Annotated in this window: 12 protein-coding genes; 7 read left to right on the top strand and 5 right to left on the bottom strand. The window is 65.6% G+C overall.

Annotation, left to right across the window (positions count from 1 at the left end; translation table 11 throughout):
* The 4 genes from prmC to FXN65_RS23230 all read left to right on the top strand — a co-directional run bounded on the left by prmC (position 1) and on the right by FXN65_RS23230 (position 2,985).
* Positions 1–831, top strand: a complete 831-nt coding sequence (prmC, locus tag FXN65_RS23245; protein ID WP_151136850.1) for a peptide chain release factor N(5)-glutamine methyltransferase — start codon at positions 1–3, stop codon at positions 829–831.
* On the top strand, positions 825–1,580 hold the full coding sequence (locus tag FXN65_RS23240; RefSeq protein ID WP_151136848.1) for a molybdopterin-synthase adenylyltransferase MoeB: 756 nt from the start codon (positions 825–827) through the stop codon (positions 1,578–1,580). The genes prmC and FXN65_RS23240 overlap by 7 nt, the downstream gene beginning before the upstream one ends.
* Positions 1,573–2,367 (top strand): glutamate racemase, encoded by a 795-nt coding sequence (gene murI / locus FXN65_RS23235; protein WP_151136846.1) that lies wholly within the window; start codon positions 1,573–1,575, stop codon positions 2,365–2,367. The genes FXN65_RS23240 and murI overlap by 8 nt, the downstream gene beginning before the upstream one ends.
* Before the next feature lie 102 nt (positions 2,368–2,469).
* On the top strand, positions 2,470–2,985 hold the full coding sequence (locus tag FXN65_RS23230; protein WP_151136844.1) for an acyloxyacyl hydrolase: 516 nt from the start codon (positions 2,470–2,472) through the stop codon (positions 2,983–2,985).
* Between the two features lie 84 nt (positions 2,986–3,069).
* On the opposite strand, the gene phrB is transcribed toward FXN65_RS23230, so the two are convergent.
* From phrB to FXN65_RS23210, 4 genes are all read right to left on the bottom strand, one after another.
* Positions 3,070–4,500, bottom strand: coding sequence for a deoxyribodipyrimidine photo-lyase (gene phrB, locus FXN65_RS23225; protein ID WP_151136842.1), 1,431 nt, complete (start codon positions 4,498–4,500; stop codon positions 3,070–3,072).
* Positions 4,501–4,511: 11 nt separating this feature from the next.
* Complete coding sequence (locus FXN65_RS23220) at positions 4,512–5,432, bottom strand: MerR family transcriptional regulator (protein WP_151136840.1); 921 nt, start codon at positions 5,430–5,432, stop codon at positions 4,512–4,514.
* A gap of 2 nt (positions 5,433–5,434) precedes the next feature.
* Positions 5,435–6,403, bottom strand: a complete 969-nt coding sequence (locus tag FXN65_RS23215; RefSeq protein WP_151136838.1) for a YbgA family protein — start codon at positions 6,401–6,403, stop codon at positions 5,435–5,437.
* Positions 6,404–6,643: 240 nt separating this feature from the next.
* The gene (locus FXN65_RS23210) at positions 6,644–7,627 is read right to left on the bottom strand and encodes an NAD(P)/FAD-dependent oxidoreductase (RefSeq protein ID WP_151136836.1); all 984 of its coding nucleotides are present in this window, start codon (positions 7,625–7,627) and stop codon (positions 6,644–6,646) included.
* A gap of 197 nt (positions 7,628–7,824) precedes the next feature.
* Here FXN65_RS23210 and FXN65_RS23205 point away from each other — a divergent pair, with 197 nt between their 5' ends.
* The 3 genes from FXN65_RS23205 (at position 7,825) to FXN65_RS23195 (ending at position 11,337) form a co-directional block, all read left to right on the top strand.
* Positions 7,825–8,733, top strand: a complete 909-nt coding sequence (locus tag FXN65_RS23205; protein ID WP_151136834.1) for a TIGR01777 family oxidoreductase — start codon at positions 7,825–7,827, stop codon at positions 8,731–8,733.
* On the top strand, positions 8,733–9,761 hold the full coding sequence (hemH, locus tag FXN65_RS23200) for a ferrochelatase (RefSeq protein WP_151136832.1): 1,029 nt from the start codon (positions 8,733–8,735) through the stop codon (positions 9,759–9,761). The genes FXN65_RS23205 and hemH overlap by 1 nt, the downstream gene beginning before the upstream one ends.
* A 208-nt stretch (positions 9,762–9,969) precedes the next feature.
* Entirely contained in the window at positions 9,970–11,337 is a 1,368-nt protein-coding gene (locus FXN65_RS23195; protein ID WP_151136830.1) for a spinster family MFS transporter, read from the top strand.
* A 148-nt stretch (positions 11,338–11,485) separates the two neighbouring features.
* Here the strand turns inward: FXN65_RS23195 and FXN65_RS23190 are convergent, their stop codons facing one another.
* Positions 11,486–12,763 carry a uracil-xanthine permease family protein gene (locus FXN65_RS23190; protein ID WP_151136828.1) on the bottom strand — a complete coding sequence of 426 codons (1,278 nt, stop codon included), beginning with the start codon at positions 12,761–12,763 and terminating at the stop codon, positions 11,486–11,488.

The raw sequence follows: 12,763 nt of genomic DNA, 5'->3' as shown, positions 1-12,763 counted from the left end.
GTGACCATCATCGCCAGCCTCCTCGGCGAAGCCCGCCTGCCGGACTCGCCCACCCCGCGCCTGGATGCCGAATTGCTGCTGGCCGCCGCCCTCGGCAAGCCGCGCAGCTTCCTGCATACCTGGCCGGAGCGCGTGGTTTCCAGCGAAGTGGCCGAGCGCTACGCCAGCTACCTGGAACGTCGCCGCAGCGGCGAGCCGGTGGCTTACATCCTCGGCCACCAGGGATTCTGGAGCCTGGATCTGGAGGTGGCGCCAGACACCCTGATCCCGCGTCCGGACACCGAACTGCTGGTGGAAACCGCGCTGGCGCTGCTGCCCGCGAATCCGGCCGAGGTGCTCGATCTGGGTACCGGCACCGGTGCCATCGCCCTGGCCCTGGCCTGTGAGCGCCTGGGCTGGAAGATCACCGGTGTCGATCGAATTTCCGCCGCCGTGGAACTGGCCGAGCGCAACCGCGCGCGACTGAAACTGAACAATGCCCGGTTCTTGGAAAGCCACTGGTTCTCCGCGCTGGGCGAGCAACGCTTCGCGATGATCGTCAGCAACCCGCCGTACATTCGCGCCCAGGACCCGCACCTGGTCGAGGGCGATGTGCGCTTCGAGCCCGCCAGCGCGCTGGTGGCCGGCGCCGATGGCCTGGACGACATCCGCCAGATCATCCAGAACGCGCCCCGGCACCTGTTGCCCGGCGGCTGGCTGTTGCTGGAGCATGGCTACGACCAGGCCCCGGACGTACGCGATCTGCTGTCTCGCCAGGGTTTCCAGCAGGTGGATAGCCGCCGCGACCTGGGCGGTCATGAACGCATCTCCCTTGGGCAATGGCCATGCTGAGTGATCAGGAACTCCTTCGCTACAGCCGGCAGATCCTGCTGCCGCAGATCGACGTCGACGGCCAGCTTCGCCTGAAGCAGGGCCGCGTCCTGATCGTCGGCCTCGGCGGCCTGGGCTCCCCGGTTTCCCTCTATCTGGCCGCAGCCGGCGTCGGTGAGCTGCACCTGGCGGACTTCGACACAGTCGACCTGACCAACCTGCAGCGGCAGATCGTCCACGACAGCAACAGCGTAGGGCAGAGCAAGGTCGATTCGGCCATGGCACGCCTTTCCGCACTGAACCCGGACATTCGCCTGGTGCCGCACGCCCGCGCGCTGGACGAAGACTCCCTGGCCGCTGCCGTGGCGGCAGTCGACCTGGTGCTGGACTGCACCGACAACTTCGGTACCCGAGAGGCGGTCAACGCCGCCTGTGTGGCGGCCGGCAAGCCGCTGGTATCCGGCGCGGCCATCCGTCTCGAAGGCCAGCTTTCTGTGTTCGATCCGCGCCGCGACGACAGCCCCTGCTACCACTGCCTATATGGCCACGGCAGCGAAGCCGAACTGACTTGTAGCGAGGCCGGCGTGGTCGGTCCGCTGGTGGGGCTGGTGGGCAGCCTGCAGGCCCTGGAAGCCCTGAAGCTGATCGCCGGCTTCGGTGAGCCCATGGTGGGCCGTCTGCTGCTGGTGGACGCCCTGGGCAGCCGATTCCGCGAGCTGCGGGTCAAGCGCGACCCGGCCTGCGAAGTCTGCGGGGCGCGACATGCCTGAAGCCGCCACAATCGGGGTCTTCGACTCGGGCGTCGGCGGTCTTTCCGTCCTGCGGGAAATCCGCTCCCTGCTGCCCGGCGAGTCGCTGCTCTACGTCGCCGACAGCGGCCATGTCCCCTATGGCGAGAAGAGCGCCGACTTCATCCGAGAACGCAGCCATCGCATTGCAGAGTTCCTGCTCGAGCAGGGCGCCAAGGCGCTGGTGCTGGCCTGCAACACCGCTACCGTCGCCGCAGTGGCTGACCTGCGCGAGCGTTATCCACAGCTGCCCATCGTCGGCATGGAGCCGGCGGTCAAGCCTGCCGCTGCCGCAACCCGCAGTGGCGTAGTGGGTGTGCTGGCAACCACCGGAACGCTGAAGAGCGCCAAGTTCGCAGCGTTGCTGGATCGATTCGCCGGGGATGTACGGGTGATCACCCAACCCTGTCCGGGCCTGGTGGAGCGCATCGAGGCGGGCGACCTGATGGGGGCGGACACGCGCGCGTTGCTGTCAGGCTATGTCCAGCCTTTGCTGGCCGAGGGCTGCGATACCCTGATCCTCGGCTGCACCCATTACCCCTTCCTGCGTCCGCTGCTGCAGCAGATGGTGCCGGACTCGATCAGCCTGATCGATACGGGCGCTGCGGTGGCTCGTCAGGTGCAGCGTCTGCTGGAGGCTGGCGAGTTGCTGGCGGAGGGTCCAGCAGAGCCTTGCCGTTTTTGGTCCAGCGGAGATCCGGCGGCGATGCAGGAAATTCTGCCAATACTGTGGGATGAGTCTGCCGGGGTGGACAAGTTTCCAAACTGACAGAAAGTTCCGTTAGATTTCTTTCCCCGATTAAAAAGCTATCTATAATCGCTGCCAGGTATTAACGAATTCTGTCAGCACTTCAGAAAAAGGACTGTTTTCATGAAGAAACTTTTCTGCTGGGCCGCCGCGGCAGCCGTTTCCCTGGGTCAGATGGTTTCCGCGCAGGCCGCTGATGTTTCTCTGGACATCGGCCAGACCGGCGAATCCACCATGGTGTATCGCCTGGGCACCCAGTTCGATTTCTCCAGCAGCTGGTTCCAGAGCGACGTGGGGCGCCTGACCGGTTACTGGGACGCCGCATACAGCTACTGGGACGGCGACGAGACGGCCAGCAACCACAGCATTTCCTTCTCCCCGGTATTCGTCTACGAGTTCGCTGGAGAAACCGTGAAGCCCTACATCGAAGCCGGTATCGGCGTGGCGCTGTTCTCGGACACCGACCTGGAAGACAACGACCTGGGCTCTTCCTTCCAGTTCGAAGACCGTCTGGGCCTCGGCCTGCGCTTCGCCAATCAGGAAGTCGGCCTGCGCGCCATGCACTATTCCAACGCGGGCATCAAGCAGCCGAACGACGGTGTTGAGTCCTACAGCCTGCACTATCGCCTGTCCTTCTGAGGCGAAACCGCAGCAAGGAAACCGGGCCAGGCGCCCGGTTTTTTATTGCCCGCCGATTGAGGTCCATCGACGCGCGCGGGCTCGTCACACCTCCCGCCCAGCCAGATCCCTGAAGGCTGCCAGTGCCCGCTCGCGGCTGGCGGAGAGGTCCACCAGCGGCGTCGGATAACCCTCCACGCCGAACAGGCCGCCGAGCCCGGCCGGGTTGTGGATATCCCGATCGCCCAGGTGCGCCAGTTCCGGCAGCCAGTGGCGAAGGAAGTGGCCGTCCGGGTCGAACTTCCGTGACTGGCTGACCGGATTGAAGATGCGGAAGTAGGGGGCCGCATCGGTGCCGGTGGATGCGCTCCACTGCCAGCCGCCATTGTTCGCCGCGAGGTCGCCGTCGATGAGGTGGCGCATGAACCAGCGCTCGCCTTCGCGCCAGTCGATCAGCAGGTTTTTGGTGAGGAACATGGCCACTACCATGCGCAGGCGGTTGTGCATCCAACCGGTGGCCAGCAGCTGGCGCATGGCGGCATCGACTATGGGGATGCCGGTGCGCCCCTGCTGCCAGGCTTCCAGCTCCTCCGGCGCATTGCGCCAGGCCAGGGCTTCGGTTTCCCGGCGGAAGGGGCGGTGCTGCGATACGCGAGGGAAACCAACCAGGATGTGCTTGTAGAACTCACGCCAGAGCAATTCGTTGATCCAGCAGACAACGCCCGGGCTGCCGCTGTCGAACTCTCCCTGGTTGTTGCGAAGCGCCGCGTGCAGGCACTGGCGGGGCGAGAGCACGCCGGCGGCGAGGTAGGGCGAAAGTTGGCTGGTGCCGGGTTGGGCCGGGAAGTCGCGGCGTTTCTCGTAGCACCAGAGTTCTTCGAGGGCGAAGGCCTCCAGCCGTTCCAGGGCCGCCTCTTCGCCAGCTGGCCAGAGCCGGCGCAGGCTTTCCGATGGTACGGGGAAACCATCCACCGCGGCCGGCAGTGTGTCACTGGGGATTCCCAACGCCTCCTGCGCCCTGGGAGGCGGCAGGCAGCTTGGCAGGGCGGTGTGCAGGCGCTGATAGCAGATCTTGCGGAACTGGCTGTAGACCTGGAAATAGCTGCCGGACTGGCTCAGCACGCTGCCGGGGCGAAAGAACAACTGGTCGATGTGGCTGCGCAGGACGATGCCGTGCGCTGCCAGGCGTTCGGCCACCGCGCGATCGCGTCGAGTCTCGTTGACACCATATTCCTCGTTGACCTGCACCGAGCCGATATCGAGTTCGTGGCAGAGGTCGCGCACCACTCCCGGGGCATCGGCCCAGGTATCGGCCTGGCGGATCAGCAATGGTACGTTCAACCGACCGAGCGCCCAGGCCAACTCCGCCAGGTTGCGCAGCCAGAAGTCCACCTTGGCCGGCGCGTCGTCATGGGCTCGCCACTGGCCGGGGCTGATGAGGTAGAGGGCGATGGTCGGGCCGGTGGTGAGGGCCGCGTGCAGGGCGGTGTTGTCCTGAACGCGCAGGTCGGTACGGAACCACATGAGTTGGCGCATTGCGTGTTCCTTCAGCGGTTGTGCAACAAGCCCAGGTCGGACAGGGCTTGGAGGACGTCCAGCGGGCCTTCGGCCGCGATGGCGCCGGAGTCGAGTTCGGCCCGGTGGATGGCCGCGGCGGGGCCGCCCAGCAGGCAAGGGCAGGGGTGGCCGGCCAGCAGCCGAGGCCATTGGCCGGGGACGAGCGGCTGGCTGGAGTAGAGCAGCAGGGCACGGGGCTGGATGCGCGCGACGGCCAGGGGCAGTTCGTTGGCCGGGATCGGCCAGTCGAAGACTTCCACCGCGCAGTCGGCGCTGCTGGCAAGCCAGGCGGTGAGCCAGAGGCCAGGCTCCATGGGCAGCTCCGAGAGGTTGATCAGCAGGATCGGCGCCCCGCTGTGCTGGCGGTTGTTGTGATAGAGGCGTGCGCCGAGCTTGGTGCGTAGCCAGGAGTACAGGAACACGCGCTCCGACTGTCCGCCGAACTGGTCGCGCCAGCGCAGCTCCAGGGCTTCCAGCAGGGGGTGCAGCAACTGCTTGTAGACGGTTTGCGGCGGGTAAAGCGCCATGGCGGCGTTGAAGCGCTCGTCGAGCTGACGTTCGGCGAGGTTGCTGATGGCTTCCTGGAGGTGCTGGCGCTGCTCTTCCCAGGGGGACGCATCAATGGCTGCGGGCACTGCCTGGTCCTTGAGCAGGGCCTTGACCTGGCTGACGGCAACGCCGCGGTCCAGCCAGGCGAGGATCAGGCGGATACGTGCCACATCCTCACTGCTGTAAAGGCGGTGCCCCTTGCCGGTGCGCAGCGGCACCACCAGAGCGTAACGGCGTTCCCACGCTCGCAGGGTCACCGGATTGACGCCGGTCTGGCGCGCCACCTCGCGGATCGGCAGCAGGCCTCGGCCCATGGCGGCCTGGTAGTCGTTCTCCCGTGGGGTATCGATCGGCGTATCCATGGCTAGAGGGCGTTGCGCAGGCTGAGCTCTTCCGGATGCGGCTGCAGGTAGGCCTGCTGGGCGATGTAGCGATCCGGGTGGCCATTGAAGTGATGCTTGAGCAGGGTAATCGGCACCACCAGCGGAATCACGCCAGTGCGGTACTGCTCGATCAGGCGCTGCAGCTCTGCCTTCTCGGCGCGGTTGAGGTGAGCCTTGAGGTAGCCGCTGAGGTGCTGCAGCACATTGCTGTGGGTGCCGCGGGTGGCGCACTTCTTCAGGGCTGCCATCAGCGCCGAGAAATAGCGCGGGCCTATTTCCTCCGCCGGGTGTTCGCCGAGGCTGCCGAGCAGGCGGCCGAGGGCCCTGTACTGCGCCGGATCGTGGGCCATCAGTTGGTACTTGTAGCGCGCGTGGAAATCGATGATCGCCTTGTGCGTCAGGCCCTCGTGACACAGCGCCTGCCATTGGGCATGGGCGTAGACGCGAGTGAAGAAGTTCTCGCGCAGCACCGGGTCGTGGAGACGGCCGTCTTCTTCCACCGGCAGGTTCGGGCGCCGGGAGCAGAACGCGCTGGCGAAGATTCCCCGACCGCCATTGTTCACGGCGTGACCGTCGGCCTGATAGACCTTGACCCGTTCCAGTCCGCAGGAAGGCGACTTCTGCATGAAGATGTAGCCGCTGATATCGGCGAGCTGCCCGGCCATGATCTCGCCGAACTCGGCCAATGCCTCGGTGTGGTCCTGCTTGCGCTGGTGGCCGCCCATCGCACGTGGGGCAGCCGGTTCGCCTACCAGGCGGATGGGCTCGCGGGGGACGCTCAGGCCGATGGCGACTTCTGGACAGAGGGGAACGAAATCGAAGTGATTCGCCAGGCTCTGGCTGCACAGCCGCGACTCCTTGTGCCCGCCGTTGTAGCGTACAGGGTTACCGAGAAGGCAGGCGCTGATGCCCAGTTTGGGGCGCTGCGGCAGCTCGAAGGGCATGAACATGAAGGAATGCCTGGACAAGAGTTATACAGGGATTGATTCGTGTATAGGTTTTTGGCAATCATAGAACCGAACTTGTACAAGTCAAATAGCTTGTACAAGTTCTGGACAGGAGGGGCGGTGCCGTTGAGCGGTCTATGAAGCGGACGACGAGGTCGGTGTGGCGGCGTCAAAAGCAAATGGACGGCCAAAGGACCGTCCATTTCGAGAACTGGATTTCGTGCCAGGCGGGTCCTGTGACGGTCACAGGTGCTCCAGCAGGCGGCGGGCAGCTTCCTGGCCGCTGAGCCATGCACCTTCAACCCGGCCGGACAGGCACCAGTCGCCGCAGGCATAGAGGCCGAGGTCGGCATCGGCGAGGGCGCCCCACTGGTGCGCCTGGCTGGGACGGGCGTAGAGCCAGCGGTGAGCCAGACTGAAGCTCGGGGCGGGTACGGCGCAGCCGATGGTTTCGGCGAAGGCGCCATGGAGGTGTTCGATCACGGTTTCCTTCGGCAGGTCAAGGTGCTGCTTGCTCCAGGTGTTGGTGGCATGCAGGACCCAGGTATCCAGGCTGGATTCGCGGCCGGGCTTGGAGCGATTGCGGGCGACCCATTCCAGGGCGCTGTCCTGCAGGAAGCAGCCTTCGACGCGAGTATCCAGCGGTTCGCTGAAGCCCATGGCCACGGCCCAGGTGGGCTCCATGGCGACGCTCGCGGCAGCGCCGGCCAGCTTGGGTGCGGCAGCCAGCAGGGCGGTGGCCTGGGGCGCCGGGGTCGCGACTATCACATGGCTGAACGGACCGTGGCTGAGACCCTCGGCATCCTGCAGGCCCCAGTGGCGCTCGCCACGGAAGACTTCGGTGATGCGGCAGGCGAAGTTCACCGGCAGGGCGCCGAGCAGAGCGCGGGTGATGGCGCTCATGCGGGGCGTGCCGACCCAGCGGATCTGCTCGTCAGGGGAGGGCAGCAGGCGACCTTCGCTGAAGTTGTACAGGCTTGGCGACCACTCGGCCACCCAGCCCCGGTCGCGCCATTGCTGCACCACTTCGGCGAAGCGGCGGTCGCGGGCAGTGAAGTATTGCGCGCCAAGGTCCAGGGAACCGGCGTCGCTGCGCTTGCTGGCCATGCGTCCGCCGCTGCCGCGGCTCTTGTCGAAGAGCTCTACGTTCTGCCCAGCCGCATGTAGCGCCTGGGCCGCGGAGAGGCCGGCAATACCGGTACCGATGATGGCGATAGGTGCAGTCATGGTCTACCTCGTTACCTATGGCTTCAGGCTACGCTTTAGACAAGACCTGTACAACTTTCAAACGCTGTACAGGTTGATCGGTTCCAATCGCGGACTTCTGAATTTCTGACGGTGTGTGGCCCGATCCGGGGCACGTCGGAACGTCATAATCCAGACTAGGGCGATATCCGCACTTAGCGCCATGCGAGGAGGATGCCATGCACATATTGCTGACCGGCGGTACTGGTCTGATCGGTCGGGCACTCTGTCAACGCTGGCTGGCGGACGGGCACCAGCTTACCGTCCTGAGCCGCCGGCCGCAGAGCGTGGCCAGCCTGTGCGGTCGCACGGTGCGTGGTATCGGACAGTTTTCCGACTATGGCGAAGAGCCGCTGGACGCCGTCGTCAACCTGGCCGGCGAACCCATTGCCGATCGGCCCTGGAGCAACAAGCGCAAGGCACAACTCTGGGGCAGTCGCATCACGCTCACCGAGCAACTTCTGGAATGGCTGGGAAAGCGCGACCAGATGCCGCAGGTGCTGCTCAACGGCTCGGCGGTTGGCTGGTACGGCGATGGGGGCGAGCGCGAACTGACCGAAGATTCCCCGCCCATTACCGATGACTTCGCCAGCCAGCTCTGCGTGGCCTGGGAAGAGACCGCACAACGGGCCGAAGCCCTTGGCATCCGCGTGGTGCTGGTACGCACCGGCCTGGTGCTGGCGCACGATGGTGGCTTCCTCAAACGCCTGGTGCCGCCTTTTCGCCTGGGGCTGGGTGGCCCGCTCGGCAATGGTCGTCAGTGGATGTCCTGGGTGCACCTGCACGATCAAATCGCCCTGATGGATTTTCTCTTGCGGCGGACCGATGCGCGCGGTCCCTATAATGCCTGCTCGCCGCAACCGGTACGCAACCGCGACTTCGCCCGCAGCCTTGGGCGCGCGCTGGGGCGACCGGCCTTCATGCCGGTGCCGGCCTTTGTCCTGCGTCTGCTGCTGGGCGAGCTGTCCGGCCTGTTGCTGGGGGGCCAGCGCGCGGTGCCGTCGCGTCTGAGGGCGGCGGGTTTCAACTTTGCATTCACCGATCTGGACATGGCGCTCGGCGACCTGCTGAAGCCTAAGGATGTTTGATGACTGATCACGCGCTGCTGCTGGTCAACCTGGGTTCCCCCGCTTCCACCAAGGTGGAGGATGTGCGGAGCTACCTCGACCAGTTCCTCATGGACCCTTATGTGGTCGACCTGCCCTGGCCGCTGCGGCGCCTGCTGGTTTCGCTGATCCTGATCAAGCGCCCGGCGCAGTCGGCCCACGCCTATTCGTCCATCTGGTGGCCGGAGGGCTCGCCGCTGATCGTGCTCAGCCGTGAGTTGCAGGAAGCCATCGCTCCCCATTGGCCCCATGGACCGGTGGAGCTGGCGATGCGCTACGGCCAACCCTCCATCGAAAATGCGCTGAGCAAGCTGGCCGCGCAGGGCGTCAAGCGCGTGACCTTGGCGCCGCTTTATCCACAGTTCGCCGACAGCACCACCACCACGGCTATCGAAGAAGCTCGCCGGGTGATCCGCGAACGAGGCCTGAAGCTGGACGTAGCGGTGCTGCCCCCCTTCTTCGCCGAAGCGGATTACCTGGATGCCCTGGTGGCCAGCGCCAAGCCGTACCTGGACCAGGGCTTCGACCACCTGCTGCTGAGCTTCCACGGTCTGCCCGAACGGCACATCCGCAAGCTGGTGAAGAACATCGATCCGCAGCACGACCTGCGCGCTCCGGATAGCCGTGGCGTCAGCGATGAGGTCCTTGCGGTCTGCTATCGCAGCCAGTGCCAGCGCACCGCGGAAGCCTTCGCCGAACGCGCGGGCCTGCAGACTGGCCAATGGTCGGTGTCCTTCCAGTCGCGCCTGGGCAAGGACAAGTGGATCGAGCCCTATACCGAAGCCCGTCTGGATGAGCTGGCGAAGCAGGGCGTGAAGAAGCTGTTGGTGATGTGTCCGGCCTTCGTTGCCGACTGCATCGAGACCCTGGAGGAAATTGGCCAGCGCGGCAGCGAGCAGTTCCAGGAGGCCGGCGGCCAGGAGCTGGTGCTGGTGCCATGCATGAACAGCCATCCGCAGTGGGTGTCGGCCCTGGCGAGGCTGTGCGAGACGGCGGTCCGCCCGCTCTGATGTCGACGCAGGAGTGAGCCGATGCTCGATCGCGAGCAGAGCTCGCTCCTACGATCTCCTGCAGGGGTAGCCATTAGTCGAAGGGCACGGATCGCATTCAGCCCGCCTATATGACGACCGTTCTCGTATTCAGCCTGTCCATGGCCACCTAAGCTGGAATCTCCCTTCCACCGTCGTGCGCCGCACCGGCGGCGCCGAGGAGAGCCCAGTGCAGAACAAGAACAACGGCTATCCCTCGAGTCTGAGTGCCTGGACCACCGTCGCCATCCTGATGGTGGCGTACGTGCTGTCCTTCATCGACAGGCAGATCCTCAACCTGCTGGTGGAGCCCATCCGCCGCGACCTGGTCATCAGCGATACGCAGATGAGCCTGCTGATGGGGCTCTCCTTCGCGCTTTTCTATACGGTCTGTGGCATTCCGCTCGGGCGCCTGGCGGATACCCGCAGCCGGCGCGGGCTGATCGCCGTGGGGGTGCTGTTCTGGAGCGCGGCCACCGCCGCCTGCGGCATGGCCAGGCTCTACTGGCAGTTCCTGATTTGCCGCATCGGAGTCGGCGTTGGCGAAGCGGCGCTGTCGCCGGCGGCCTATTCGCTGATCGCCGACAGCTTTCCCAAGGAACGCCGCGCCACGGCCATCAGCGTCTATTCCATGGGCGTTTATCTTGGCTCCGGGCTGGCCTTCCTGCTGGGCGGACTGGTGATCAAGTTCGCCTCGGCGCAAGGCGATGTGCACCTGCCGCTGCTGGGCGAGGTGCGACCCTGGCAACTGATCTTCCTGGCCCTCGGCGCCGCTGGCGCGCTCTTCACCCTGCTGATGCTGGCGGTACGCGAGCCGCAACGACGCGGCGTCGGCGCTGGCATGGTGGTGCCCCTCGCGGAGGTCGGCCGTTACCTGCGCAGCAACCGACGCACCGTGATCTGCCACAACTTCGGCTTCGCTGGCCTGGCCTTCGCCGGCTACGGCAGTGCGGCCTGGATTCCCACCTTCTACATCCGCACCCATGGCTGGGAAGCCGGTGAGGTAGGCGTGATCTACGGCAGCCTGGTGGCAGTCTTCGGTTGCCTCGGCATCGTCTTCGGCGGGCGCCTGGCGGACTGGATGGCCAGGCACGGCCGGCCGGATGCCAACATGCGCGTCGGCCTGTTCGCCGCCCTGGGCGCATTGCCGCTGGTGGTGGCGTTCCCGCTGATGGACGATTCGTTCTGGGTCACGGTGCTGATGGCGCCCACGGTCTTCTGCCTGAGCATGCCCTTCGGAGTGGCGCCGGCTGCGATCCAGGAAATCATGCCCAACTCTATGCGCGGCCAGGCTTCGGCCATCTACCTGTTCGTGATCACCCTGATCGGCCTGGGCTTGGGCCCCACCGCAGTCGCTTTGGTAACCGACTATGTATTCGCTGACGACCAGGCGTTGCGCTATTCGCTGGTGATCGTCACCACCATTGCGGTGGCGAGCTCGGTGCTCCTGCTGGGACTGGGCCTCAAGCCCTATCGCGAGAGCCTGCAGCAGCTGCAGAACTGGGGCGCGGAAGCGCAGGACGACAGCATGCTGCGTGAAGCACAACCTGCTTCGTAGGATGGGGCGGACGGCGTTCCGCGAGGAACGAAACCCATCAATCCGACTCGATGGGTTTCGCTCCGCTCTACTCATCCTGCGGCATTCCCCGCACGGCGAAGCGCCATGAAAAAGCCCCGCAATTGCGGGGCTTTTTCATGTTGCGGCCTCAGATATGTGGCGCATCGTCTGCGGCTTGATGCTTCCAGGTCTGGTGCCCCGGCAGGATCAGGTTCAGCGCGATGGCAACGATGGCGCAGAGGGCGATGCCCTTCAGGCCGAAGTCGTCCTGGCCGGTACCTGTGCCCACCAGCATGCCGCCGATGCCGAACACCAGGGTCACGGAAACGATCACCAGGTTGCGCGCTTCGGCCAGGTCCACCTGGTGGCGGATCATGGTGTTCAGGCCAACTGCGGCGATGGAGCCGAACAGCAGGCAGAGGATGCCGCCCATCACCGGTACCGGGATGCTCTGCAGGATGGCGCCGAACTTGCCGATGAAGGCCAGGCCGATGGCGAAGGCGGCAGCCCAGGTCATGATCTTCGGGTTGTAGTTCCTGGTCAGCATCACCGCGCCGGTCACTTCGGCATAGGTGGTGTTCGGCGGACCACCGAACAGGCCGGCGGCCGAAGTGGCCAGGCCGTCGCCCAGCAGGGTGCGGTGCAGGCCGGGCGTCTTCAGGTAATTGCGGCCTGTCACGCTGCCTACGGCGATCACCCCGCCGATGTGCTCGATGGCCGGAGCCAGCGCCACCGGGACGATGAACAGGATGGCCTGCAGGTTGAACTCCGGAGCGACGAAGTTCGGCAGTTCCAGCCAGGGCGCGGCGGCGATCTTCGCGGTGTCCACCACGCCGAACCAGAACGACAGGGCGAAACCCACCACCACGCCGGAGATGATCGGCACCAGGCGGAAGATGCCCTTGCCGAACACGGCGACGACCAGGGTGGTCAGCAGCGCCGGCATGGAGATCCACATGGCGGTGGCGTAGGGGATCAGCTCGGCGCCGTCACCGCCCTTGCCCATGGCCATGTTGGCGGCGATGGGGGCCATGGCCAGGCCGATGGAGATCACCACCGGGCCGATCACCACCGGCGGCAGCAGGCGGTCGATGAAGCCGGTGCCCTTGATCTTCACGGCGAGGCCAAGGAAGGTGTAGACGAAACCCGCCGCCACCACGCCGCCCATGGTCGCAGCCAGGCCGAACTGGCCCTTGGCGAGGATGATCGGGGTGATGAAGGCGAAGCTGGAGGCCAGGAACACCGGCACCTGGCGGCCGGTGACCAGCTGGAACAGCAAGGTGCCGAGGCCTGCGGTGAAGAGCGCTACGTTCGGGTCCAGTCCGGTGATCAGCGGCATCAGCACCAGGGCGCCGAAGGCCACGAAAAGCATCTGCGCGCCGGAGATGACCTGGCGCCAGAGCGGGTCCTTGAAGTCGTCGCTCAT

Source organism: Pseudomonas lalkuanensis (assembly GCF_008807375.1).
GTDB classification, from domain to species: domain Bacteria; phylum Pseudomonadota; class Gammaproteobacteria; order Pseudomonadales; family Pseudomonadaceae; genus Metapseudomonas; species Metapseudomonas lalkuanensis.
The sequence above is the reverse complement of the archived record's forward strand: the minus strand, read 5'-3'. Positions and strand labels throughout refer to the sequence as shown.

What these genes read in the sequence shown, in the direction of transcription:
- murI (WP_151136846.1), top strand. Translation starts at nt 1,573, where the DNA reads ATGCCTGAAGCCGCCACAATCGGGGTCTTCGACTCGGGCGTCGGCGGT.
- phrB (WP_151136842.1), bottom strand. Translation starts at nt 4,500, where the DNA reads ATGCGCCAACTCATGTGGTTCCGTACCGACCTGCGCGTTCAGGACAAC.
- FXN65_RS23215 (WP_151136838.1), bottom strand. Translation starts at nt 6,403, where the DNA reads ATGTTCATGCCCTTCGAGCTGCCGCAGCGCCCCAAACTGGGCATCAGC.
- hemH (WP_151136832.1), top strand. Translation starts at nt 8,733, where the DNA reads ATGACTGATCACGCGCTGCTGCTGGTCAACCTGGGTTCCCCCGCTTCC.
- FXN65_RS23205 (WP_151136834.1), top strand. Translation starts at nt 7,825, where the DNA reads ATGCACATATTGCTGACCGGCGGTACTGGTCTGATCGGTCGGGCACTC.
- FXN65_RS23220 (WP_151136840.1), bottom strand. Translation starts at nt 5,432, where the DNA reads ATGGATACGCCGATCGATACCCCACGGGAGAACGACTACCAGGCCGCC.
- FXN65_RS23210 (WP_151136836.1), bottom strand. Translation starts at nt 7,627, where the DNA reads ATGACTGCACCTATCGCCATCATCGGTACCGGTATTGCCGGCCTCTCC.
- FXN65_RS23240 (WP_151136848.1), top strand. Translation starts at nt 825, where the DNA reads ATGCTGAGTGATCAGGAACTCCTTCGCTACAGCCGGCAGATCCTGCTG.
- FXN65_RS23230 (WP_151136844.1), top strand. Translation starts at nt 2,470, where the DNA reads ATGAAGAAACTTTTCTGCTGGGCCGCCGCGGCAGCCGTTTCCCTGGGT.
- FXN65_RS23190 (WP_151136828.1), bottom strand. Translation starts at nt 12,763, where the DNA reads ATGAGCGACGACTTCAAGGACCCGCTCTGGCGCCAGGTCATCTCCGGC.